The sequence below is a fragment of the Pseudoalteromonas umbrosa genome, assembly GCF_030125375.1.
Taxonomy (GTDB): Bacteria; Pseudomonadota; Gammaproteobacteria; order Enterobacterales; family Alteromonadaceae; genus Pseudoalteromonas; species Pseudoalteromonas umbrosa.
This window is the reverse complement of record NZ_JASJUU010000001.1, coordinates 441,597-466,590: the sequence shown is the minus strand read 5'-3', so window position 1 is coordinate 466,590 and position 24,994 is coordinate 441,597. Positions and strand designations below refer to the sequence as shown.

The following is a 24,994-nucleotide window of genomic DNA, read 5'->3' as shown; positions in this document are numbered from 1 at the left end:
AGTGAAGGTTCGACCTGGATTAAACACATAAAAAAATAAAAGCACATAAAATAACATGTGCTTTTAACCGTGCGCGCTTTATAAAACTAAATCATAGGTAAAACTAATTTAGAGGCTCTACAATTGGTTTATATTCCAGCACCAGTTCCAACCGATTGCTTCGCACTCTCGAGCCCTGATAACCGAGCTATTTTCTTCAAGGTACTGGTCAACCTGTTCACTTCTTTGTGTTTCTGTTAAATACAAAACAACCCAATATAAATCCTTGCCTCCTTGTAAAATATCCAATGTATTACCGCTAAAGCCTATCATCGCAGTCTCCAAACCATCAGGTAGATTCAAAGCTGTTATACCCGTATTATTTAGGCTTAATTTCTGCATACTTACCGGTATGTCAATTTGAGTGATGCGCGTATTATCAAGATACAACTCTCGTAGATTATCAAAGCCGGTTGTATCAAATGATGTCAACTGCGTATCATTTAAATACAACTGTTCAAAGATATCCTTATTGCCCAGTGTTAAACTGCTTAAAGGATTACCTGACAAAGATAAATAGCTAAGGCTTCTCAACTTTTCACCAGAAAAGTGATTAATCAGGTTACTCTCCAAATTAATACGATCAAGGCTGTCATGTTTTCCTTCGCCCACTAGTTTAAAATCTGAAATTTCGTTGTTTTGTAATTCCAAGCTAATAAGCTGTGATTCAACAGGGATCACAACTGACTCTATTTGGTTGTTGTTAACAGACAAATGTCGCAAATTTAGTGCACCAGTTAAATCTAAAGATGTTAACTTAGAATTATCAATATCTAGGTCATATAACTTTGGCAACTTCGAGAAATCCAACCAAGATATATGTGTATTCTGTGCGCTTAATTTTCTTAAATTACTCCCATCATTCATCGTCACACTTTGCAGTTCGGATTCACTTGCTGACAGGCTTTCTAAACGATCCAATCCAGTTATATTCAACTCTGTAATTTGCGTGTTAGTGATATTTAAGTCTCTTAAATTGACGAAATTTGATAAGTCTAATTGCCCAATAGGCGTATTATCTAAATAAAGAATTGATAATTCATGCAGTTTGGTAACGCCAAGGATCTGCTGCAACTGGCTATTATTCGCTCTGATTGTAGCAACTTTATTCGAGCCGGCCACATCGAGTATCTCTACGTCACTACCAGATATCTTTATCGACTTTAGGCGCTCGCTGTTCACTGCATTCAATATACTCGGCCCACCATCAGTAATTATGAGCGTTTCTAGCGCCCCTTTTTCAGGCAAAGCAAGAGAGTTCATACGATTATTTGACTCCAATTCGAACGAGAGCAAGTTTGTCAATTTAGACAGATCCAATTCATAAAGGCCTGCAGACTCTAAACTTAATATTTTCAAGTTCGTCATGCTTTCTAACTGAGCTTGTGATTGCTCACTAAAGCTCGATACATTCTCAAAAGTTAGCTTTGTCAAATATTCAAACTTCTCCAGCTCAACTAAACTATCCCACATGCGATTACTATTATCACACCAAAGCTCATCTACATATTCAATATGAGGATTAGAGAGGTCATTATATCCATTTACACAAGCGGCTAGTGAAGGGTCAGTTATCTCCAACCGCTCAGATTGCATTTTTTCCCATGGTTTAAATTCAATATTGAGAAGGCAAGCCTGATTAAGCTTGGTATTTTCAAATACTAAACTACTCCAATATGTCTCTTTGAAGCGTAAATCACACGCCTCGAACTGCACGACATACATATCCTGTTCTGGCTTTATTTCAACCTTCAGAGGTAAATGATAAAACTGATAATCTCCAGTTAGGTTTGTTTTGACTAGCCCGCCCACACTAGCTGAGATTTTAACTTCGTACAAAGGAATGTCGTAACGCAAAAAATGTTGATTTGACTCATTACAACCCTCCGCTTGCTTGTAACTGCAAATAGTTATCCCATTTTTGTTGCTATTTAAAATTTCAATCCAGTAGATAACATCATCAATTTGATACTGAAGCTTTCCTGATTCTAACGAAACTGGCGCGGTGAAAGCCCCCTCAACCTCTAAATAAAGTACTCTTAAATCTTCATAAATACGCCAAAGCCGCGTTATTGACGGACCAACCTCGTATAAACTTAAAAGATTTTCTCTTCTATCCCAATGGTCGTTTAATTTTCCACTGTCAAGCATATGAGGCTCAAATTCATTTAAGCTAGGATTGGAGCTCAGTGTGACTTTCACTAACTGTGAAAGCTCAAAATTCGAATATGGCGTTATCCTTTTATTTAATACATAGAGATAATTATCATCTTGGCCTAAGATCTTATAGTGTGCGGTATACCCTTCGATGCAATCCTCACTTTGCAAATCACATAAAGGGTCAAAAATATCAACCTTATCATTATACTTTCCACTTACATATAGTGTATTAGCTTCCCACCTAACTGATGCTGCACCATTGAGGTTTACTTCCGTATAAGTTCCGTCATGGTGCAGTTCAAACCCTTTTTCTATAGTTCCATCTTTAAATCGCCACTTTCCAGAAATATCCGCCAAAGTATAATCACGATGCTTAAATAAAATACCGCTCCCATGCTGCAGCCAACTACTACTATAACCATTTGAAACTGAGTCTTCTACATATTCAATTAAGAATTGAAAACCTAGTTCAGAAGAATTTGCCAACTTCAATTCAGCAACATTACCAGAACGTTCTTGAAACAGTTTAAGCTTTTTATCGCGGGTAATTTCCCAGGATAACGTACCACTTATAGGCACACCTTCATTGTGACCGGTAGAAATGACCCCTGTTTGGTCTTCATTCAAGGTAATCTCAATATTTTGCGCTGTGTTTGAAAACCTTGATTCTTTATAAGGACCATAGCTTAATGTCCAAGTCCCTATTACATCCTCAGGTGCAACATCTATCGCTTGAATATCTTTACTATCAGTCAATAACACAGGTGAGGTTTCATAAGGCGTGTGGTCATAGCCCTTAGCGCCTTTCCAAATAAGATAGACCCCACCGTCACGATAATTCAATTTAAAGCCAGTCGCCAAGATATACTGTCCCTCCCCGATTCGGACCCAAGAGCGGTTATGTCCTCTGTAGGGTATCTGTGCAAACTCAGCTTGATACTCATATGTACCTATTTTCTCTGCCGTAAAACTAATTAGATAGCTACCGTTATTCAGAACACCTGTTCCATCTGAATTAAACTGAAAATACCAGCTATGTGGGATGTCTAACGCTGTATCCACAAATAGCATCTCACCGAAAAATGGCGGCTTCAACTCAAATGTAACATGAATATCACAGTCTGATACTGGCGCAATAACTGAATAGATAAAGCTCTGGTCATCTAGCTCTTCTAATGTACCCTCACACCCGCTTACCTCGCTGACAGTGTAGTCATCATCCGGCTGTAGTAATAGTTTGAAGCTCTCTTTGTATCCAAAAGCATTCACTGACGGTGTTACCTGTCCTACCCCTTCTTGCGTGATATTTATGTTAAGTGCAGGTGTTTTAAAAGAGAAGTACTCTGTATTTTGCTCTGTACAAATAGCACTATCAGTAAAGTGACAAAGAAAAATACCAGCATCATCTGAGCTAATAAGCTTCAAATACGATTGCTCGTCCGACTCTATATTGGTTAGCGACAGCAAGTCACCTTCACGGGAGACCCAGTATTTGTTAGCACCTATATACAGCGCATCGCCGCAGATGGTGTTATTGCTTGCTGTTGTGTGGCAGTGCCGTTTTCCCTGCAAGTGTGTAACTCCCCCTGCCGAGGCTTGATACAAACTCGGTCTACTGCCAAATACAAAATAATGATTATTACTTGACACAAACGACTCTGTAAAAGCGCTGGTATCTAGCCCTTCGTCGCTTAATCTAAAAATATACACTTGGCTGACAATGAAATTAGGAGACTCACCACGCAAGTCAATAGAAGAATACTCCACTGCAATTAAATCACCTTTGGTTGCAAGTAATTTAAACTCAAAATTGTGATCTACAATACATTGCTCTAAATTAATGTCACACTTTTCAACGTCCTTACCCGCAAAACTGTAATTGTGACGCATCAATTTACCATCTTGCATTCGCGCATAAACATCGCGCTTCCACCGGTATTGAAAGTCATTATTTTCATCGACTAAAAATGATTCAGTCTCACCTTTTAATTTTTCAGGTGACCATGTTTTTACATAATTAATATCGTTAAAGTTAGTGCTTTGATTCTTCACTAATATGGCTGGAAAGACTTGTTTTGGTCTAGAAACGGACTCTTGTTCCACCAGCACTTGAAATCCAAGTTCAAACTCTCGTAAAACCGTAACTTTATAATTAGAGGACTCAAAGTAATAGCTCAGTTGATTATTGCTAAACGACCAGCGAGTTCTGCTTGGTCTCTTTACAGACGTGACATCTGCAATGTTGTTCGCTAACAACTCAATACCTTTTGCATAGGCTATTCGTCTCTTGTATTGCATATTAATATGCCACTTACCTAAGAAATCAGACTCCGAATAAGTGGGTAGAGACGAGAATGGGGCAAAGTAGCCATGGAACCCACTTGCTTCTATTACAGGTTCATCAGTTTTTGTAACTGTACGCATAGAAACGTCAGCTGAAAAAGTATCTTCGCTACTATTAAACAATGCCAATGAGATCTGATCCACTTGATAGTCAGGTCTGTAGTAACTGCCCGACTCATAAATATCCAGTGGCTGAGCTAAATTCAGTATAAGTTTGGCCCCTGCTTGTGACCAAGTAAACTCCCTTATCGCAGTTCCTTCTAAGAGACCAGTATTGTCATTGTCAAAAATTAACTTGGCTGTAAAACCATTAAAATGACTCAACTCAGATAAAACATAAGTACCATTAGGAATAAACTCAGCTTCCTGCATCAGCTGTTTATCTTTTTTGATATCTTGCCTGATTTGTTTGAATAAATCTGGATTTGACGACTTGAGCCGTCTAAGCATTTTTCTAGCTTTAGGTAAATCTTTCGCAAGATCAAGCGTCGAGTTAATACCATCAGGCAGCGCATGACCATGATCAATCACGGCTTTAACGACCGCCGCTAGCGACAACTTTTCATCAGGATCAATATTTTTTCTAGCATTATTCAAAGAAGCTTGATCTGATACCTCTATTCCAGCACCTTGGATCAGGCCATACTCAATGGTTGTCAGGTTCGTTACATTCACGCCAAAGACTTCTTCAGAGTTTAAAACACCATCCTCGCCAGCAGCTATCGTGAGCTCGTCGGCCTCACCAAGCAATGAGATTAACTCAACATGGCTTTGTGCATTAACGCCAGTAGCATGAATCGTCGTCATTGCATTAACCTGCGACTCATCGATATTTACGTCGATTGTATATTCGCCAGCACTATTTGCTTGTGTTAGAAATTTCTCAGTGCCGATCTGAACTTCTACGTTTGCATGTCCAATTGGCTCATCCGTGATGGTACCGGCTAACGTCAGCTGGTGTTTAATCGCCTTAATCGTCGCATCAAAAGTAGCTTGGCTATTGCCACCTTGGTTGTCAGTTACATTCAAGATGAAAGTGACAAGTAAGTCTTCTTGTATATCATGACTTTGCACATTTAAAACTGCGCTATTTAAACCTGAAAGTTGCAACTCTGCGGGGCCATTATGTTGCCATTGATAACTTGCGATATGGCCATCATTGTCTTGCGCCTCACCTTGCAAAGTGAAGGCTTGTTTTTCTAGGATTGTTGACTGCTCGGAGATTATTTGCACCACGGGTTTTTGATTAGGTAAAGGCGTTAACGAAAGCGAAACTTGTGCTTTTGCAATAGCACCTTCATTATCCGTAACGCTCACCTCTAAGGTCACTTGGCTGTTTGACGAAATATCAGTCGTTTCAACGGTTAACTGAGCACTATTTTCTCCACTCACCAAAATTGGGGCGTCATTAGGGTAGTGCCACTGATAATTAGCGACTAAGCCATCTTGATCTGCTGCGATAGCTGTTAAGACTGCTTTTTCTCCCTCTTGCAGGCTAGTGCTTCCCGTGATTGATACTGTGGGTGCGCTATTTTCTGGCGCAAAGATGGTAACTGCATGCGTAGCGGTTGCCTCCAGCCCAGAACCATCAACAACAGTTACGGTAAAAGTGACTTCAATATCACTATCAATATCATCGCTAGAGACTACCAATTCAGCGCTTTTTTCACCGCTGATATTTAGAGTGTGCCCATTCGCTTCATATACCCATTGATAGTTTACAACGGCTTTATCATCAGAAGCATTTGCCAAAAGCGTAAACTCAGTTTGCGCCAGTACCGCTTCTTCGCCTGAGATTTCTACCTGTGGAGGCTCATTGCTAATACTTTCTGGCGGTGTGGGATCCGGCGTATCTGTTGAGTCCGACGTATCTGTTGAATCCGGCGTGCTAATTGAACCCGACTCAGTTGAATTTCCATCGCCCCCGCCGCCACATGCTGACAGCGTAAACATACAAAAGAACAAAATAAAAACATGTACTAATAAATGTCTATTCACCTTAAACTTCCTTGGTTGTACCAAATTTAAACACAGGAGAATACTACACTAAACAAGTTTTTTATCAAAACCTTATATATTACTCACAAATAAAACTTTAATTACTTCATATATACAAAAAGTCCTCTTTACTATTCAAATATCAAAAAGTAAATATGGGCAATTAAGCTTTTCTGAAACAGCTTTTATTAGGGATGTTTTACCACAGCCTGATGCTCCACTTATCGCAATAACCTGTGTTTTTAGCATTTAACAACCCATACCGTATATTAATGTTTGGCAAATAATTTACAGCGCCATGTAAGCCCAACCATGACTATTGTCAGCAAATTAACGGTGATAGAAAAAGCATCAAAATTAAATGATGCGCCGATGGCAGAAAATGGATTAAACCCGATACTCCACTCTCCCCATTTGACTGTTACTGTTTGCAGTAAACTAAGAATTAATATCGGTTTTATCATTCGTAAAGGGGTGTATTTCCAGCGATATAGGATGTATACATATAACCCCACTAAAAAGGTCATATAACCTGCTTTAATATAACCCGATACATTAATAAAACTATCACTCTCTGTTACGAATAAAATTAAGGTTATTAGACTTAATAAGGCCGTTATCACAAGCAATACAAAATTTGATTTGTAACTTTTTAATTTTTTAAGCCGGTCTTCAACTTCTAACTGCATGACTTACTGTGCTCTTTTTAACGTCTCTAAATCACTGCCAACGATGGCATCTAGGTGCTCAGTCACCTTTTCTACTGGCCACTTCCACCAAGCAATATCTTGAAGCATATCGATTGCGTCTTGCTCAAAGCGCATTTTAATCACCTTGGCTGGATTTCCTCCCACGATACTGTAGGGAGGCACGTCTTGGGTAACCACCGACTTGCTAGCAATGATGGCCCCATTACCGATTTTAACCCCCGGCATAATGGTAGATTCATACCCAATCCAGACATCATTCCCTATTTCTGTATCGCCTTTGAAAGGTAACTCACCATCCTTGGGCATGACTTTTTCCCAGCCATTGCCAAAAATTTGAAAAGGATAAGTCGAAAAGCCTGACATTTTATGATTCGCGCCATTCATAATAAACTTCACGCCAGTGGCAATTGCACAATATTTGCCAATATTTAGTTTATCGCCAATAAAATCGAAGTGATATAAAACGTTCTTCTCAAAGTTTTCAGGCCCCTCAGGATCATCGTAATAAGTGAAATCGCCAACATTGATATTGTCTGATGTGATAAAGTTTTTTAAAAAACCTACTTGAGGAAAGCCTGCTAGCGGATGTTTGTTATTTGGATTTGGTCCTGTCAAAAGTTCTTCCTTAACTGTGTTTTTATAAATCAAAGTGTAATTTTTCTGGTGGTACATGTTCAACCAACCAGACTTGATTTTGCGTTTTATAAAATTTTACACCTTGCATATGCATAGCTTTAGCATCAATGCCCAGTAAAACTGCCTTGCCGTAACGCCTACCGACTTTCATTGCCGTGTCTTTCGACTCTGTCAAATGCACATGATGCCTTTGACCTTTTATCAAGCCGATCTCTTTTATTGACTCAATAAATCGACTTGCTGTGCCATGAAATAAAATATCAGAAGGTATGGTAGCTTCTAATGCCAAATCAACATCAATCGAGTGCCCTTGATTAGCGCGTATCATTTTGCCATCTTCGCTGATCGCAAAGCGCTGTTTATCATTAGCATCAACAATCGATTGAATAAGTTCTAGAGATAAAGCGTGTTCATGAGAGTTATTGATTAAATCATCTATTAAGGCCCAGCCTTGATTATTTAATTGAAGATTTGCTAGTTCCGGCTTATGTCGTAAAACTAGACTTAGGTATTTAGATATTTTTTTATTATTCATCAGTGCTTAATTTATCCTAATTACGAGGATAAATTAAGCACTATTTTATAAAATATTAATTGAAAATTATCTCAGTAATGACTTAGCTGGAGATACCGAATCGTTGGCGGAGCCGACATAAACGATTTAAGCTGCTGTAATACGCCGTTGCTACCAATGAATTGCATGTATTTTTGATGATGAGAGACACTTTGCCAGTCTTCATCAATTACCATCACAGCGCTGTGCTCATCAAAACTGATGCTTACCCGCTCACACCCCGAAAAACCTCTTACAGTAGGTACATTGGCCAATAAAAACGTATCTAATTCACCAGTTTTACCCTGTGTTAGGTTACACTCTATCACTACTTTTATAGACATACTCGCTCCGATTTTTGAAAGTGGTAGTGAGTATATCTATTACGAAATTATTGAATGCTGCTAACACAAAAAAATGCCGCTTTTCGGTCAAAGCTTACTAACGTGTCCATAAGTAACACTTAACGCGCTGTTTTTAGCGTGGACAACGTAATAGCTAAGCCGTCTCAAACCACCTTAAACAATAAAGCCAACGTATAGTAAAAATGCCATGCATTGCGACCCCCTCTTGAACGGGTTGTTATGTGCATTCGTTAAGTTTGGACGTAAGAATATGGTCTTCCCATTGCCCTGCAACTTTTAAATACTTCCTAGCGACACCTTCTTTCTCGAAGCCTAGTTTAAGTAGCACCCTTTCACTCGCTACATTATGTGGCATGTGATTGGTCATTATTCGATTAAGACCAACGATGTTAAACATGTAGCCTATCGATGCTTCAAGTATCTCGGTCATATAACCTTGACCTTCAAACTTTCTCGAAATGGAGTAACCTAAAAAGCAGGCTTGAAAAACACTGTGAGCTATCCCTGTGAAACTGCGCCCCCTACAATTTCGCCCGTCTCATTATTCAAAGGTACAAGCTTAACTTCACTACCTTTCTCAAACGCAGACTCACTGTTTTTACACTGAGATAGCCAGTTTTCTATAGTGTTAAACTCATCTTTACGAAGTGGTGGCCATGGAGCTAAATGTTCACGATTTTCAAGTTCGTATGCAGCATATCTTAAGCATGCTTACTGGATATCACTTCAATCCAAGTCCTTACCGTATCTATCATTTTACCTCCGAGAACAAAACGTTCGCATACGCGCTTGTTAGGTACAACTTGCCAATAATTGCTGTTGTAACTTTGTATTTTCGCAACCAATAACTTCTAAACCGATAACTTTATTTTTAGTTGAGTAAGTTATCATAACTGTATAATCAGCATTACCTGTAGGGAACGAATCTGCGATTTCTTCTGAGTTGTAGCCAAAAAATTCAATAGTAAATGCAGAATTGTCTGAGGCAAATGGACTACAAGATTGGATTTCACAAGAATCTAGTTGTTTGGCAAAGTTATTTTCGCCTTCATCAATTAGTGATGCTTTTACTTCTTTATATAGATCAGCTAGCTTTTCTTTAAACACCAAATTCTCCTCTGTACCTAACATCTTTATCTACGACAAATGTAGAAAAGCAAAAGCGCAATGTGTGCCGCATAACAATAATTTTAGAAAAATACCTAACGCTTTCAATGTATACAACATAAATCAAAACAGAACTTGCTTTGAGAGTACCACTTTCATCCATGGTCTAACGCATATTATTAGTAAATAATGACGAGTATATATATCTAAAATCCTAGCAAAGCCGTAAATCACACGAAATGTAGCTTCTCGCTCAAAGCTTAATACCATCTTGCTTTGGCGTTTCACCAAACTGGTTTTTATACGCTTTAATAAAGTGAGAAATATTGGTGTACCCTACTTCTAATGCGATATCTGTGATGGATAAATTCCCTTGCTCAACCAATGTTTTTGCGTACATCACCCGTTGCTTGATAAGCCATTGCTTAGGTGGCTCGTTAAACAACTGTTTAAAATCTCTTTGAAAGCCAGAAACACTGCGGCCAGATAGTTTCGCTATATCTGCAACTGAAAACTTTAACACTGCTTTATTCTTCAGTAACCTCTTGAGGTTTCTTCTCGCTGGTAGAGAATGATCGGCAATATTCAAAATCGAGACTAGCTCATCGCCCAGTACATGCAGCAATAGGTGCAATAGCTCGGTGAGTTTAAGATTTAATATAGGCGTTATATCAATCCCCTCATCGACACACATTCTCAGCTGTTCAAAATAGCCGCTGATCAAACTATGCTCCATGTGGACTGAAGGATTAATTTGCTTCTGCCCTTTTGGCATCACGAGTTGATTAGAAAATATAAACTGCTCGATAATACTCCTATCAAAAAAAACCAACCAAGCCTTTAAATTTTGCGCACTGTGTACAAAATCAGAGTGCAAGTTTTGCCCCTGGCAGAGCAAAACTGACTGCCCGCTACTAAGCTCAATAGCTTGATTATCCCAACAGGTGAGTGTCTCTGCGCCAGCCTCCACATAGACTAAGCAAAGCTGGTTAGTATAAAACTCGATATCAAGTAAGTTCTGCTCTAAATCTTTGCTATAAATAGTTGAGCCGTTCAGTGCCGCCAGCTTGCACACGTCAGAAAGTGCCCCTAATGCCTGTGGGATCACCAATATATTCTGCTGACAATAGTTTGCCGTATTCATCCTTGCCGCCTTATAACCTTGAAAAATGACAAATAAGTTACATGCAGCTAATTTAGACTATTTTACTATAGTTAGTGAAGTAAGATTTAAGAATTAAACGCACTTCCCAATAATTTAATTTGCTTGGCTTTTACATCAATCTGCAAATCACAACCCAGCGGTAAAATCACCTGAGGATCTGTATGTCCAAAGTCTAAATTGGTCACAATCGGCAAGCTATGGCACTCAAATTCATCTCGAGCAACAGACAAAATCACCTCATCCAGCTGGGCTTTTTCATCTGCATTGTAATCCCGAGCACGACCGACCAATAACCCAGATAATTGTTCAAATACGCCCATCACACCATAATTACGAAGCCAGTATTTCACATAATCAAGGGAAGGTTTTTCTTGGGAGGTCTCTAGAAATAACACTTTGCCTTGCCAAAAATCAGCAGCAGGCCAAAACTGTGTACCTTTTAACATTTCGAGTACTTCAATACAGCCACCAAAGAGCTGCCCAGACACTTTGTCTGTATCAGCCAAATTACCACCAAAAAACCTTGGCCCAACATTCTTTTGTATCGGGTTTAGTTGACCAGCTGTTGAAGCGTCTGACCAATCTGGATACCCGTCATAAAAGTGCACAAACGTTGGCAAGATTGCGTCCACAAGCTCACCATACAAAAACGCTTTAACGTACGCTCGATACTCGTCAGACAGATTGTGTAGCTGAGCAAATCCCGCCATAACGGACGGCCCATTAAATGTTACTAAGCCTAACTGATTCAAAAACACTGACACCGCAGAAAAGTCAGAGTAACCCATAAATAACTTGGGATTAGCTTGAATAATTTTAGGGTCTAAATACTTCAGTATACGTGAAGAATCTTCTCCACCAATCAATGAAATAATGCCGTGCACATTATCATCTGCAAAGGCGCGATTAATATCTTCCGCTCGGGCCTTTGGGTTCTCAAAAACATCTTTGGCACTCATTTTAGTCGTCGGGTACTCAAGGATATTAAACCCCATTTCAGTGAGGTTTTTAATTCCCATTTGATAGATATGCGGAAAAACACAAGACAGCCCAGCGGATGGTGCCAAGATGGCAATATTACTGCCCACTTGCAGTGGCTTTGGCTTAATCATTCACATCCCTTTTAATCTGTAATCTTCAATATACTATCTATCTTAATCAGTTGATGAGGTAAAGGAAACAGCGATTACAATAGATGAAATGGTCAGTGTAAAAGCACAAGCCAATACTAAATAAAAGGAGATAAGATTATGGTTAAATATGAGATGTAAAAGCCCTAAACTGAGTTAGGGCTTTTTAATATTTAGCTTATTTATTCGCTGCGATGGCTGCACGGGCTTTGTGCAGTTTTGTATAGCTTTCAATCAGTTTAAGGTGCTTATCTAGCCCTTCTAACTGCGTGTTTGTCTCTGTTAAACCGTAAAACTTCACGTCACCATTGATTGAACCAATCACGTTATCCATGTTTTCTTGTCCAAACATACGAGTCAGGTTATGGATATAGTCTTCAATCTCTAGCTCTTCATCTAGGGCGATTTCAAGCACTGTGTGCATCGCTTGATAGAAGAGTCCACGTTCAACTGTGTTGTCGTTGTATTGAAGGAAAGACTCAACCAAGTCCATAGTTTCTTCTAAGTCACCTAGCGCCAAGTAAATCAGCAGTTTCAGCTCTAGGATGGTTAGCTGACCCCAGACTGTATTTTCGTCAAATTCAATACCGATCAAAGTGATAATATCTGTGTAGTTATCTAGCTGGCTCTCTTCTAAACGATTCACCAGATCCGCCAACTCTTCATCAGACAGTCTGTGTAAGTTAAGAATATCTTCACGGTACTGAAGTGCTTTATTGGTGTTATCCCAAATAAGATCTTCAGCTGGATATACTTCTGAATAGCCCGGTACAAGAATACGGCAAGCCACACCTAAGTCTGTAAACTCAGCAATATATGCCTCTTTACCAAGATCTTTTAAAATATCGAATAGCTTGTCGCACTCTTCTTCGTTTGTGCCAGAGAAATCCCACTCAACAAAGTCATAGTCTTTCTTCGCACTAAAGAAGCGCCATGAGATCACACCGGTTGAATCAATAAAGTGCTCAACAAAGTTTTCTGGCTCAGAGACTGCCATGCTGTTAAAAGTTGGACGAGGTACATCGTTTAAGCCCTCGAAGCTACGACCTTGCAGTAGCTCTGTTAAACTGCGCTCCAACGCGACTTCTAAACTTGGATGTGCACCAAATGACGCAAATACACCGCCTGTTTTTGGATTCATCAGCGTCACACACATCACTGGGAACTGACCGCCTAATGACGCATCTTTTACCACTACTGGGAAGCCTTGCGCTTCAAGCCCCTTGATACCGTCTACGATACCTGGGTATTTAGCAAGCACCTCTTCAGGTACATCTGGTAATACAATTTCTTGTTCTATGATTTGCTTTTTAACTGCACGCTCAAAGATTTCAGACAAACATTGTACCTTGGCTTCTGCCATGTTATTGCCCGCACTCATGCCGTTACTTAAGAACATGTTTTCAATCAGGTTTGACGGGAAGTAAACCGTTTCACCATCTGAGTGACGCGTATATGGAATTGAGCAAATACCGCGATCAACATTACCAGAGTTTGTATCTATCAGGTTTGAGCCCTTCAATTCGCCCTCTGCGTCATACACATCGCGCGTGTATTCGTCTAAAATCTCGCTCGGTAATTCATCGTTTGGACCCGGCTTAAACCACTTTTCATTTGGATAGTGTACAAAGTCGCTGTTTGCGATTTCTTCGCCGAAAAATTGGTCATTGTAAAAGAAGTTGCAGTTTAAACGCTCGATGAACTCACCCAGAGCAGAGCAAAGCGCGCTTTCTTTCGTCGCACCTTTACCGTTGGTGAAACACATTTGCGACGCCGCATCTCTAATATGCAGTGACCACACATTTGGCACGATATTACGCCATGACGCCACTTCAATCTTCATACCCAAATCAGACAAAATACCCGTCATATTGGCAATCGTTTGCTCTAATGGCAGATCTTTACCAAGAATGAATGTATTAGCATCTTGCTCAGGATTCACCATCAACATAGCTTGCGCATCATCGTCTAAGCTTTCAACATCTTCAATTTGAAAGTCAGGGCCCGTTTGAATTACCTTTTTCACCGTACAACGGTCGATTGAACGCAGGATGCCCTTTCTGTCTTTTTCAGAAATGCTCTCAGGAAGCTCAACCTGAATCTTAAAGATTTGGTTGTAGCGGTTTTCTGGGTCAACAATGTTGTTTTGTGATACGCGAATGCCATCTGTCGGGATGTCACGAGATACGCAGTAAACCTTCACGAAGTAAGCCGCACAAAGTGCTGATGAAGCTAAGAAATAATCGAATGGGCTCGGTGCAGAACCATCACCTTTATAACGGATCGGCTGATCGGCAATGACACTAAAATCGTCAAACTTAGCTTCAAGTCTAAGGTTGTCGAGAAAATTAACTTTAATTTCCATTGAATTCTTCCACAGTTTTGTGCAGCTGCTCGGTAAACGCGACCCAACAGCAAAAAATTATCTTAACTGTGCAATTATCTTCTTTTTCGTGCCATTAGTCTTGGGTTAATTGCAAATATCAGTAAATAAAGTTGGCTTTTATCCCCGAACAGCAGAGTTGTGGGTGAAATTCATACTTTGACTTAACCAAGTACCCTAAAAGAGTACTTGAACCACTAAGTTAACTTAGAGCATATTAGACGCCCTGCTGGACCATCTCTTTTATTTTGAGCGCTTTTTCAAAATGGTCTAATTGGTGCGTTTGGATCCACCATGTTGCCGCTTCCATTAATAGTTCAGGATCGCTATTTTTGTTCGCAAAGAAAGCATAAAATGAGACTCCGACGCCCTCTCCTTTTTTCTCTATTTTCTGTTCACACACTTGAATGATTTTATCTCTAAGGCTTTGTCTCATAATAATTTTATTATTTTAAATTTTTCGTCATGTTACTTGCATTGCGCCCATTTCTCAATCGTTATCAGATAACCCTTTGCGGCTTTACACCTTTACAGGGACTTGAAATGAAAACGTTACCCCGCCTGTGTCTGTCATTTCGATATCACGAACGATCTCAACCAAATACCCCTTTTCATCCAATTGATAGCCTTGAGACTCGATGATATTAAATAGCTGCTCGAGCGCAGCGGCGTATCCCGCATCAGACACCACATACACATCACAGCAAAAATAGTGCCCTTCAGCCACGGTTCGCGTGTGCTCAGATGCAGAGGCTTGCCAATCACCAATGTGGGTTTCGATATCTTGCCAGCTCTTTTCTAATTGGTTGATTGGCGTCGTCGCCATGATCCGCGTCGACTTCTCACCAAAGGTATCAAAAATCGTATCCCAGTCATTGCTCACATGCGGTAAATACTTCATTCCCCTTTGCGGATACCACACCAGTTCACAAGGCAGCTTGGCTGCTAGCTTGTTTTCAATCGTGCCCTGCTCAGCGGGGTGAGCAAGCTTGCCAATGATTTCAGCCGTTTGACGAGGGGTGCCACTGACGCCCAGCGCCCTCACTTGTTTTGCGGTTAATCCGATGGCTTTTTTAAGCGCTTTACCCAGAGACTGAGATGACGAAAACCCACACTCATGAGCAATATCAATAACCTTATAATCTTGCTCAGCAAAGAGGTAATGCATCACATATTGCAAACGTAAACGGCTCAAATATTGCCCGGGTGTTTCATTAAATAGCTCAGTGAATTGACGGTGAAAATGAAAAGGAGAAATGGCACTTTGTGTCGCAATTTGCTCCCAACTTAACCCTGAGGATAGGTCTTCATGCATTAACGTCAAAGCAGTAGCAAAGCGAGTTTGCACGTTTTCAGGCAAAGCATCGAGCAAAGCATACTCAGGCACTAATACAAACGGCGTTGGTTTTTGATCAGACATAAGCGAGATAATTGTGACGAATGCCGCAACTATCTCGCGCTCTTCAAGGAAAAGCAAATCTCACCGTGTAAGCAATTGTAACTAGGTACCTTGCTGCAATAACCTAGTCACCTGCACTTTAGGCTGTTTGCGACAAAACAGGCCAAGCAATACGGGGATCAATATCAAGGTCACTAAGGTTGCAAACAACTCGCCAAAAATCAATGACACCGCCGCAGGTTTTAAATATTGCGCCTGCTCCGCTTGTTCAAATAGCAGTGGCAGTAAACCACATACCGTCGTTACTGTGGTGAGGAATATAGCTCGAAAACGACTTAATCCAGCTTGAATTAAAGCCTCATTCAATGGCGTGCCAGTTCGGTATAAATGATTAAAGCGGGTGATCAACACCAATGAGTCATTTATCACTATCCCCGTCATCGCCATCATGCCAAACATCGACAATAAACTAATTGGCAGGTTCATAATGTAATGCCCAAAAATAGCGCCAGCAAAACCAAACGGGATCACCGCCATAATGATCAAAGGCTGCCAATAAGATTTAAGCGGAATTGCCAATAAAATATAAATGAGGATCACCGTCATCCACATCGCTGATTTAAACCCTTTAGATACCTCAGATATCTCCTCAAACTCTCCACCTGCTTTTATTTTTACACTTGGATACGCTTGCTCCAGATGACTAATCTCTGATTGTAAATTTGCCATCACCTCTTCTGGCGATTGGATATGTCTGTTTTGCTTCCAATATACATTGACGACTTCCTCGCCCTCTCGTCGATAAATCGTCTCTGGCACTTGCTCAAAACTCAGCGTGGCGATATCTGCTAATCGCACGCTATGGCCTGACTCTAGTGTCAATATGCTGTGCTTTAACTGCTCGATACTTTGCCGCTCTTGCTGTGCATACCGCACTATGACCTTGGTCTCTTGGCCTTGATCTAGCAATCGGTGTATTTCTCTGTGCCCAAATGCGTCTCCGGTAAATTGAGCAATGTGATGCTGAGTAAGTCCTAATTGCTGACCATAATCATTTAACTTGATACGCACCTGCCACTGCCCGCCACTGGCGTCGTCATAAATATCTGATACGCCCGACTGCAAAGCCAATGCATCAGATAGCAGAGCACTCACTTGCTGAGCTTGCGCTTTTTCAGGCGCAATAATCGATACAAACGTCCCACCTGCAGGTGCTTCCGATGCCGAAAATTGCACTGAATCGGCCCCCTCAATGACTCCAGTTTGCAAACGCCAGCTATCGGTTAATTCATGACTGGGGACTGCACTGAGCGCTTCATTTGAAAGCTCCAAAGTAATTTCAATATCACCATAACCATCAGACCAAGCCAATGCATTCACAAATGGCGTCTTCTCGAGTTTGTGCTCTGCTTGAATGACATCTGATATTTGCGTCGCTGCGCGCTCTATTTGGTTTAACGCGTTCGCTTGCAGTGGTAAAGGCGCGCCATCTTGCAATGACACCTTAGCAGTAATGTAACGCCCAGGGATCTCTGGAAAAACCGCGCTTCGGATCGTCCCTATGGACCACATGCCATAGGCCAATGTAATAAACGCACAGAAGAACAATAAACTGGCTACTTTATATTTCATTGCAAAGCCAAGGGCTGGTTGGTAAGCCTTGCTTTTTAAGGTAAGTAAAAAGCTCTGAGCTTGCATTTGCACACAACTAACCATCGACCCGTTTTTGGATTGACGCGTGGTCGAAGTGCTCAGGTGAGCAGGTAAAATAAACTTGCTCTCTATCAGTGAAAACAGCAAAGCAAGGATAACCACCACTGAAAAACCTGCAAGTAGTTTGGCCAAATCATTGTTTATCCAAAGCATCGGAGAAAACGCAGCAATGGTTGTCAAAGCGCCAAATATGGTCGCAACCGACACTGACTGTACGCCTTTAAATGCAGCAAGTTGACTGTTTTTGTGTACTCCCCGCTTTTCATGAATGGCTTCTCCGACAACCACCGCATCATCGACTAAAATACCCAGGACTAAAATAAAGCCAAATAAGGTAATGTCATTAATACTGTGATCGGTCAGCTGCAATGCGCCCAAAGTGCCAAACAGCGCAACAGGAATACCCGCAGATACCCAAAATGCCAATTTTAAGTCTAAAAAAATACCAAGTAATACAATCACAATGAGCAGCCCTTGCCATGCGTTGTGACCTAATCTAAATAATTGATCTTCAATATATGGAGCCATATCAGCCATGGTACTTAGCTGCACATCAGCCGGTAGGTGTTTGCGCATTTGCTCAAGCGTGTCATTGACCGCTTTGCTCACATGCAGCAAGTTATCTGACTGACTGGTGCTGATCAGCAGCGCAATGGCGTTTTCTCCGTTGTTACGCACAATCGAGCTAGTTTGGGCAAAGTTGCGATATACCTGCGCAATATCAGATAGCTTAACCGTACCCTGCGCATTCGCCAAAACGGGGATATTTTTTAGTAGTTCAGTGCTATCAGCATAGCCATCACCACGTAATAGTATGCGACCACTTTGGCTTTCAAGTTCTCCGGTTCTGGTTTCTAAAGAAGCCTGCTCTATCGCCACGGCCACGCTTTCTAGTGACAAACCAAGGTGAGCAAGTTTTATTGGTTCTGGTTCAATCACCAATTGCGGACTACGACTTCCCCAGTTATCAACAGATGAAATATCTGAATGTTTTTTCAATGCCACTTCGACTTGTCTGGCAATTGGCTGTAAATCCGCATTAGCTCTGGGCGCAGAGACAATCACAAACGCCGCTAAATTAGTAAATTCATCTTTACTAACTATCGGTCTTTCTGCCAGTGATGGAAACCCCACAATGGCATTGACCCGATTACGCACTTCACTCAATAGCTGTTCGATATCCGTATCAGGTGTTTTACGAATGCTCACCATTGAGCTCCCTGCACTGGACTCACTCACCACTTGTTTCACACCAGCGATACCGCTAATGGCCTCTTCAACGCGCTGAGTGATACCTGCATCAATTTGCTCGGCACTGCCACCTGGGTACGACACAGACACTGAAATCGTCGAAGCAGGGATTTGCGGAAAAGACTCAACCCGCAGTTGCCCAAGTGCTAAAACGCCACTGGCGATAATGGCAAACATCAACAAATTTGCTGCAACCGTATTATCAATAAACCATTTAGTGAGCCAGTTCATCAGACACCTCCCCTGAACCTGTGCTGTCTGCTAATTGCATATCCTGTGATATCGGCTCAACATGTGTACCAGCTATCATGCTCAGTAAAGGATAAACAACCACTTGCTTAGCATTCTCACTGTCTTTTTCGAAGCGAATATGCACAGCACCTGAGCTTTTAGAAAGCACCTCAATGGCTTCTTTTTGTAAAGTATTATCAATACCTAGCGTCCAAACATATCCGTCTCTCGTCACCGCGCTTTGCGGCACTTGATAAGATAAAACAGGCTCTGAAAATGCCATGCTCACCTGCACTGGTTGATTTGGCAAAAGCGCAGCAGGTTGTTCATAAGGATTGGCGACCTGCAAAACAACTTGACGCTGCCGAGTGGTTACGTCCAAATTGGGCGCAATATACCTGAGTGAGGCAGGCCAACGTTTATTAGCACGATCTGTGACATGCATTGTTATTTTTTTATCTTTAAGCTTGCCTTGTAGCGTTTGCCAAACAGGCTCAGACACTGGCACAACTACATCTATGCTGTCGCTTGCTGCCACTTCAAACAAAGCCTCCCCTGCACTTAACCAATCATTTGGACTCACAAACCTTGATAAAATAACGGCATCAAATGGCGCACTCACATTTGCTTCTTGCACTCGCTTTTCAGTACTTTTAAGTGCTTGCTCTGCTTGTGTTAAATCTGATTTTGCCGCTGCGACTTGTGGCTCTCTTTTGGCGAATGGACTTTGATTATTGGCCGACAACATACTCAGTGCCACCGACTGCTCATGTAGCTGACGCTCTAATTCAAGTTTGGCATGCTCAACACGACTTTTTGCCTCTGCCAGTTCAGACTTTAGATGCGTCATATTCAATTTGGCTAACAGCGTCTGCGCTTTAATTAAGTTACCTGGTTCCAAGTGCGTATCTAGCCACGCTAGCTGGCCATCACTGGTTACTTTCAATTGCGTCAAAAAACGCGCCCTTGTATTGCCAATGAGCGTCACTTCGGGATGATGTGCCTTTGCCACAACGGTCACTGTTGAAACTGGTTGTTTCACAGGTTCTTTGACAACGTTAGGCTTTGCTTCAACAGTCAATTCATCAACAATCACCAGTGCGACGAATATCGAAAATAGCCCTGCCGATATCGCCATTATTTTTTTATAATTCATAGCTTGCTTCCTTATCATTAAGTGCCAATTCGTTTCGATTTAAACGCTGTGTAATTTCATCTAAGCGGGACAATACCTGCAGTGTTACGGGCAACATAATTGCTGTATCAACAAATTCTAGTGAATAGGTAAGAATCGAAAATACGTCGCCTGTGGAAGGATTTGGCAACATATTCACCAACCATAAATTGCCAAGTACTGAGACAAATAACAGTGAAAATATCAAGCCATATACCAGTGCCTCGGTATCAGAAAGTGCAATTTCATGCTTTTTGAGTTTTTCTAGGTGGGCGCTTAAAGCTGCAAAAGGCTTGTGACTTAAGATATGCACCTGCTGCTCTGTTTGGTCGTTCAACTTGCCGTTGAGACGTTTAAAAGTACCATGACAAAATCCGTACACCATCAACATGGCACAGCTGGCCGCTAATACACTCAAGGCAAAGTAACTATGAAATGTCGCAAGTATGATCACAATTGAAACCAGTTGGATCCCCGCAGTCATCAGTGCTGGTAAATCATTTTCTAAAAAATCCACCAGCTCTCTGGACATCACAAGGCGTGCATTTTTGGCTGAGATATCAGCGCCGCGTAAATTATGCGCAACTGTCTCGGCCAACTTAACGCGAATGTTCCCATACACCCGTGTGTCGTATAATCGGCGTATCACGCTCACGACCACCAAACCAAATAGACAAGCAGCAAAGACCACTAACGGCTGAAAATCTTTTGACAGCACACCATCAATGGCATAGCCAATTAATAAAGGAAGTAAAATTAGCAGGATATTTTCTGCTATCACCATTAACCAAGTTAACGCCACCTTTATTGGGCTTAACCTGACTACTGAAAACAGTGATATAGAATTTTGATTGGACATAACGCGCTCCTAAGTACTACTAGCGCGCAGTATGGCCAATTAGAGGGAATAAAAAGTGTCCTCACTTGCTGTTTTTAAATCTCACAGCAAGAAAAGTGGTATTTAAATAAGAATGTGGGATATCAGGCGCGCTCTTAGTTTGACCACGCCAACTCTAAATCATTTTGGTTTTATAACTGCTGCAAACTTGCTAAACATTTTTTGCAGCTTCCGTTTCAACAAGATTAAATGATGCGCCCTTATCTCCGTATATGTAAACTTGACAGCCTTGCCAGCTTTTAGGGATATTCCATTGAAGCCCGGCTTTGACATCATACGTTGAAAACTGGTTATCACATCTTACTTCTAAAGTGTCCAAGTTGCCTTGAATATCAGATATCGAAAATGCACTTCTAACCAGTTTATGACTCCATAAAGAGTGATTTATTTGTCCGTTTACCCAAATATCTTTACTTTCGTCTTTTATCAACGCATGCACCTTATCTATATATGGTGCGAGCATTTTAACTGAAGCTTCAGCACCAGATATTTTAGACAAACGATCATAGGTAGATAACGCATATTTGAGCTTACTTTGCTCCATATTTAATACAATTAATCGAGTTAAATAGGCAATGAACATATCGTCAGGTATATACCCCTGATCAACCTGCACGATCCGAACAATCGCGCGAAGTTCATTCTCTCTGTCATTTTTCTTAGCAAAGTAGCGTGCTTTCGCTACCCAGTAATAGCTATCTTCAGTAAAATTTTTTAGCTTGCGTTCCTCAATCTCCTGAAATAATTCCGATACTGATTCGAGCTCATTTTTGTCAATGTGTTTAATAATCTTTTTATAACGCTTCAAAAACGGTCGTGACACGCCACGATATGGTTCCGGTAAGTGATATGCCAATTGCACTTGGTTTTTACATTGCTTAATTGGTTTATTATTTTGTGTCGCAGGTTTAAATTGCCACTTTTTTACTGCATTTAGCGCAGAGCGTTCAAATGACGGTTCCCCCGATGACTTCTCTATAACTGCAGACTCTACTTCGCCACGCTCATTGACGACATAGCTCAACTGCACCCATCCCTCTCTGCCACGCTCAGCGGCCAATCTAGGATATATTGCTGCAGGCCTATCTAATGGCACGGCATCAATCACTTTGCCATCTAAAGCTTTGTCTACATGTGTTGCTATTTCAGCATTTGCTTGGGTGGATGCTGCTGCGAGCAGCATCGCAGGAATTAAGTTCATACGCTTCCTTTTTGATTTTACAAAGCCACAAAGACAAGCAGAGCTCATCGAAATATGTTGTCAAGGCAGCTTTTTAAGCAGCCAGTGTGATTCAAACGCTCGTAAATTCAACATATTGGCTATCTGTTTTTATATTTTCCCATAATGCGACAACAAAAATAAACACAAGATGAACCTTTTTTAGGTAAAACATGTGCTTTAAGTGAGGTAAAAGCAAGTGACTTCATAATTAAACCAACAACAAGTTAAAGTATTTAATCTAAACAACATGATAAATTTTCATTGGTGTTGTTTATGTTTTACACATATGCTCAAACTTACTTTATGTACACAGGTGTACAAAAAGTAAAAACAACCTCAACAAGTTTGAATAAAAGGAAGCATTATGAAACTAACACTTGATAAGAAACGCATTAAAGACCTGAGTAAAAACACCCAAGAATTACCTAACGCGCAAACTCCAGATGTTGCAGGTGGCTGTAACACAGGCAGGACTAATTGCTTTGGCAACACATTAGCATGTTGCTCGCAAGGTACTTGCTACAGCCGTTATTGCCAATAATCGTCTAGAAAGCTGCTAAAGCCACTGCGTTATCGTGGCTTTTTTATCATGTATTTAGGAATTAATAGACGCCATAGAACGCTAAGCAGGCAAAAGAAGTGTCCACTGCGGCAATTTCAACATAGTTTGGAATTTAAAGAAATAACTGCCGACTGCTAAAATGCAATCGAAAAGCAAACATTTAAGATAGTGAAAACTAAGATAACCCACTGAAAGTATTACCAAGCCCCTATAAGGTGGATAATATATCCTTAACGGCTATGTCTAACTTAGATTTTAAAAAATCGGTTATAACTGCAAAAACCTCTAGTTAATAAAGCAACTGTGAAACAATAATCTACTCACTGTACCATCTCTTGATAACGGAAATAAATACTGCTTGCTAACTGTTCTATTACAGCTAAATCTTCGATTTGATTATCGTATTCAATCAGCGCAAGCCCCCCATTAATGGCACCCCATATTGCCCCAGCCATTGCTGCAATTGTGTCGGCATCACCGCCTAAGTCACAAATCGCTTGCAGCATTTCAGAAAAAGCCAACCGCCTATACATAAACGCAAAGTAAAGCGCAGTAACGCAAGATTCGCTTGCCAGCATACCATTACCAAGTTCGGCTTTTATGACTGTGATAGGCTGTAACTTACCCCCAGCAACATAGCCTAGACACTTACTGAGCTTCAACTTATAGACGGGCGCTATCACATTGACACACAAAGCCTGCAAAATACCTATGCTCTCGACACCTATCAGTGCTAAGCGTGTTGCATGTGCAATAAGCTGCGCCCCTTCAATCGCTTGGGGGTGAGCATGAGTGATCTCAGCGCTCTTAGATACATAATCCATAAGTCCATCATGACAACTTAAACTACATAAGGCTGCGATAGGCGCTCGCATGGCAGCACCATTGCCCATAGAGCCTTCAGCAAACTTTTTACGATTTAGCCTCTCCCAAGACTCGCCATTTTTAATGCCTTTTAGCAAATGAGCTGCACTGGGCCCATATCCGCGAGACCATCGGTAACTATTGGCAAAAGTTTGCGCCAAATGAGTTTGATCAAGGTGCTTGCATGTTAAAAAAGACTGAGCAATGTCAATCGACATTTGCGTATCGTCTGTATACCTTCTTTGACCTATTTTAGTTCGACCTAAAAAATGCCAAAGTAGACGCTCAATTGGCCCACCTTCATAGGAAGCCGCTAAAGCATCACCAATAGCAAGGCCTTTAAAACAACCTACGAACTGGCTTTTTTCTATCATGTATGGGCTCCAAAGGTTTTCATAACAGGCTAGACAATTAAAATTAATACCTAATTTTAGCTGAATACTGAATGAAAGCACTTTAAAACCTCTAGATCCTTCAATGACTTAAATACCCAACACCCACCCAAATGTAAATTTAATATTAATAAATGTGTTTTAAATGTTATTATCTTTTTTGGTTTGACCCCTAATTAGATAAATACAAGGAATGAAGATGAACATAAAAACCAAAAAAGTTGCTTTATTACTAAGCGCCCTGTTAGCCACAACCAGCTGGTCGGCTCTCGCTGCTGACAAAACATTATATCGAGCCTACAAACATGGAAATCACTTCTACACAACCAATGTGACAGACATGCTTAACGCGACACACTCAGGCGGATTTACTTATGAGGGTATTGCTGTGATTTTAGTCAGCTATGATGACAACGATGCTGATAAAGCATTTTATCGCATGCACAACCCCACTGCAGGCCCCGGGGGCAATCACTTTTATACATCAGATCTTAATGAAGCATTAAATATCAAGTCCTTAGGCTATGAATATGAAAGTACTGAGGGCTATACCACTCGATCTCAAGCCAAAACTATCTATCGCGGCTATCACAGCGAACTCATTAATCACTTTTATACTACCAGTGTAACTGAGATGCTAAATGCAACACACTCCGGTGGGTATACCTATCAAAAAGAGGAAGGCTACGGTAAATAACC

20 protein-coding genes are annotated in these 24,994 nt (G+C 40.9%); 2 read left to right on the top strand and 18 right to left on the bottom strand.

The genetic code is table 11. The features are described 5' to 3' along the window. Positions 1–117 precede the first annotated feature (117 nt). The 17 genes from QNM16_RS02025 to QNM16_RS01950 all read right to left on the bottom strand — a co-directional run bounded on the left by QNM16_RS02025 (position 118) and on the right by QNM16_RS01950 (position 22,456). A complete protein-coding gene (locus QNM16_RS02025; RefSeq protein WP_284018928.1) occupies positions 118–6,540 on the bottom strand; it encodes a leucine-rich repeat domain-containing protein in 6,423 nt (2,140 codons plus the stop codon). A gap of 135 nt (positions 6,541–6,675) precedes the next feature. Further along, positions 6,676–6,789, bottom strand: a complete 114-nt coding sequence (locus QNM16_RS26445; RefSeq protein ID WP_369291452.1) for an AAA family ATPase — start codon at positions 6,787–6,789, stop codon at positions 6,676–6,678. A 20-nt stretch (positions 6,790–6,809) separates the two neighbouring features. Further along, on the bottom strand, positions 6,810–7,067 hold the full coding sequence (locus tag QNM16_RS02020) for a hypothetical protein (RefSeq protein ID WP_284018927.1): 258 nt from the start codon (positions 7,065–7,067) through the stop codon (positions 6,810–6,812). 165 nt (positions 7,068–7,232) lie between these two features. Beyond that, positions 7,233–7,922, bottom strand: a complete 690-nt coding sequence (locus tag QNM16_RS02015; protein ID WP_417709173.1) for a Vat family streptogramin A O-acetyltransferase — start codon at positions 7,920–7,922, stop codon at positions 7,233–7,235. Next, positions 7,888–8,421, bottom strand: coding sequence for an RNA 2'-phosphotransferase (locus QNM16_RS02010; RefSeq protein WP_284018925.1), 534 nt, complete (start codon positions 8,419–8,421; stop codon positions 7,888–7,890). The genes QNM16_RS02015 and QNM16_RS02010 overlap by 35 nt, the downstream gene beginning before the upstream one ends. 71 nt (positions 8,422–8,492) lie before the next feature. Beyond that, positions 8,493–8,783, bottom strand: coding sequence for a hypothetical protein (locus QNM16_RS02005; RefSeq protein ID WP_284018924.1), 291 nt, complete (start codon positions 8,781–8,783; stop codon positions 8,493–8,495). A gap of 238 nt (positions 8,784–9,021) precedes the next feature. Beyond that, the gene (locus tag QNM16_RS02000; RefSeq protein WP_284018923.1) at positions 9,022–9,234 is read right to left on the bottom strand and encodes a GNAT family N-acetyltransferase; all 213 of its coding nucleotides are present in this window, start codon (positions 9,232–9,234) and stop codon (positions 9,022–9,024) included. Between the two features lie 362 nt (positions 9,235–9,596). Beyond that, positions 9,597–9,911 (bottom strand): hypothetical protein, encoded by a 315-nt coding sequence (locus QNM16_RS01995; protein WP_284018922.1) that lies wholly within the window; start codon positions 9,909–9,911, stop codon positions 9,597–9,599. A gap of 253 nt (positions 9,912–10,164) precedes the next feature. Then, positions 10,165–11,055 (bottom strand): helix-turn-helix domain-containing protein, encoded by an 891-nt coding sequence (locus tag QNM16_RS01990; RefSeq protein ID WP_284018921.1) that lies wholly within the window; start codon positions 11,053–11,055, stop codon positions 10,165–10,167. Positions 11,056–11,141: 86 nt separating this feature from the next. After that, positions 11,142–12,188, bottom strand: a complete 1,047-nt coding sequence (locus QNM16_RS01985) for a S66 family peptidase (RefSeq protein WP_284018920.1) — start codon at positions 12,186–12,188, stop codon at positions 11,142–11,144. A gap of 196 nt (positions 12,189–12,384) precedes the next feature. Beyond that, on the bottom strand, positions 12,385–14,571 hold the full coding sequence (locus QNM16_RS01980; protein ID WP_284018919.1) for an OsmC domain/YcaO domain-containing protein: 2,187 nt from the start codon (positions 14,569–14,571) through the stop codon (positions 12,385–12,387). Positions 14,572–14,806: 235 nt separating this feature from the next. Next, positions 14,807–15,025: a DUF6500 family protein gene (locus QNM16_RS01975; RefSeq protein WP_039609151.1), complete on the bottom strand. Its 219-nt coding sequence runs from the start codon at positions 15,023–15,025 to the stop codon at positions 14,807–14,809. Between the two features lie 84 nt (positions 15,026–15,109). Continuing rightward, a complete protein-coding gene (locus QNM16_RS01970) occupies positions 15,110–16,009 on the bottom strand; it encodes a helix-turn-helix transcriptional regulator (protein ID WP_284018918.1) in 900 nt (299 codons plus the stop codon). 81 nt (positions 16,010–16,090) lie between these two features. Continuing rightward, positions 16,091–19,183, bottom strand: a complete 3,093-nt coding sequence (locus tag QNM16_RS01965; RefSeq protein ID WP_284018917.1) for an efflux RND transporter permease subunit — start codon at positions 19,181–19,183, stop codon at positions 16,091–16,093. Next, positions 19,167–20,339 (bottom strand): efflux RND transporter periplasmic adaptor subunit, encoded by a 1,173-nt coding sequence (locus QNM16_RS01960; RefSeq protein WP_284018916.1) that lies wholly within the window; start codon positions 20,337–20,339, stop codon positions 19,167–19,169. Before QNM16_RS01960 ends, QNM16_RS01965 begins: the two co-directional genes overlap by 17 nt. Then, positions 20,329–21,216: an ABC transporter six-transmembrane domain-containing protein gene (locus QNM16_RS01955; protein WP_284018915.1), complete on the bottom strand. Its 888-nt coding sequence runs from the start codon at positions 21,214–21,216 to the stop codon at positions 20,329–20,331. The genes QNM16_RS01960 and QNM16_RS01955 overlap by 11 nt, the downstream gene beginning before the upstream one ends. A 190-nt stretch (positions 21,217–21,406) precedes the next feature. Further along, positions 21,407–22,456 carry an energy transducer TonB gene (locus QNM16_RS01950; protein WP_284018914.1) on the bottom strand — a complete coding sequence of 350 codons (1,050 nt, stop codon included), beginning with the start codon at positions 22,454–22,456 and terminating at the stop codon, positions 21,407–21,409. Positions 22,457–22,841: 385 nt separating this feature from the next. Here QNM16_RS01950 and QNM16_RS01945 point away from each other — a divergent pair, with 385 nt between their 5' ends. Next, positions 22,842–23,018: a hypothetical protein gene (locus QNM16_RS01945; RefSeq protein ID WP_155731964.1), complete on the top strand. Its 177-nt coding sequence runs from the start codon at positions 22,842–22,844 to the stop codon at positions 23,016–23,018. A 341-nt stretch (positions 23,019–23,359) separates the two neighbouring features. Here the strand turns inward: QNM16_RS01945 and QNM16_RS01940 are convergent, their stop codons facing one another. Further along, positions 23,360–24,277 (bottom strand): ADP-ribosylglycohydrolase family protein, encoded by a 918-nt coding sequence (locus tag QNM16_RS01940; protein WP_284018913.1) that lies wholly within the window; start codon positions 24,275–24,277, stop codon positions 23,360–23,362. 217 nt (positions 24,278–24,494) lie between these two features. Between QNM16_RS01940 and QNM16_RS01935 the strand changes: the two genes are divergently transcribed. Next, positions 24,495–24,992, top strand: a complete 498-nt coding sequence (locus tag QNM16_RS01935) for a hypothetical protein (protein ID WP_284018912.1) — start codon at positions 24,495–24,497, stop codon at positions 24,990–24,992. The last annotated feature ends 2 nt before the right edge of the window (positions 24,993–24,994 follow it).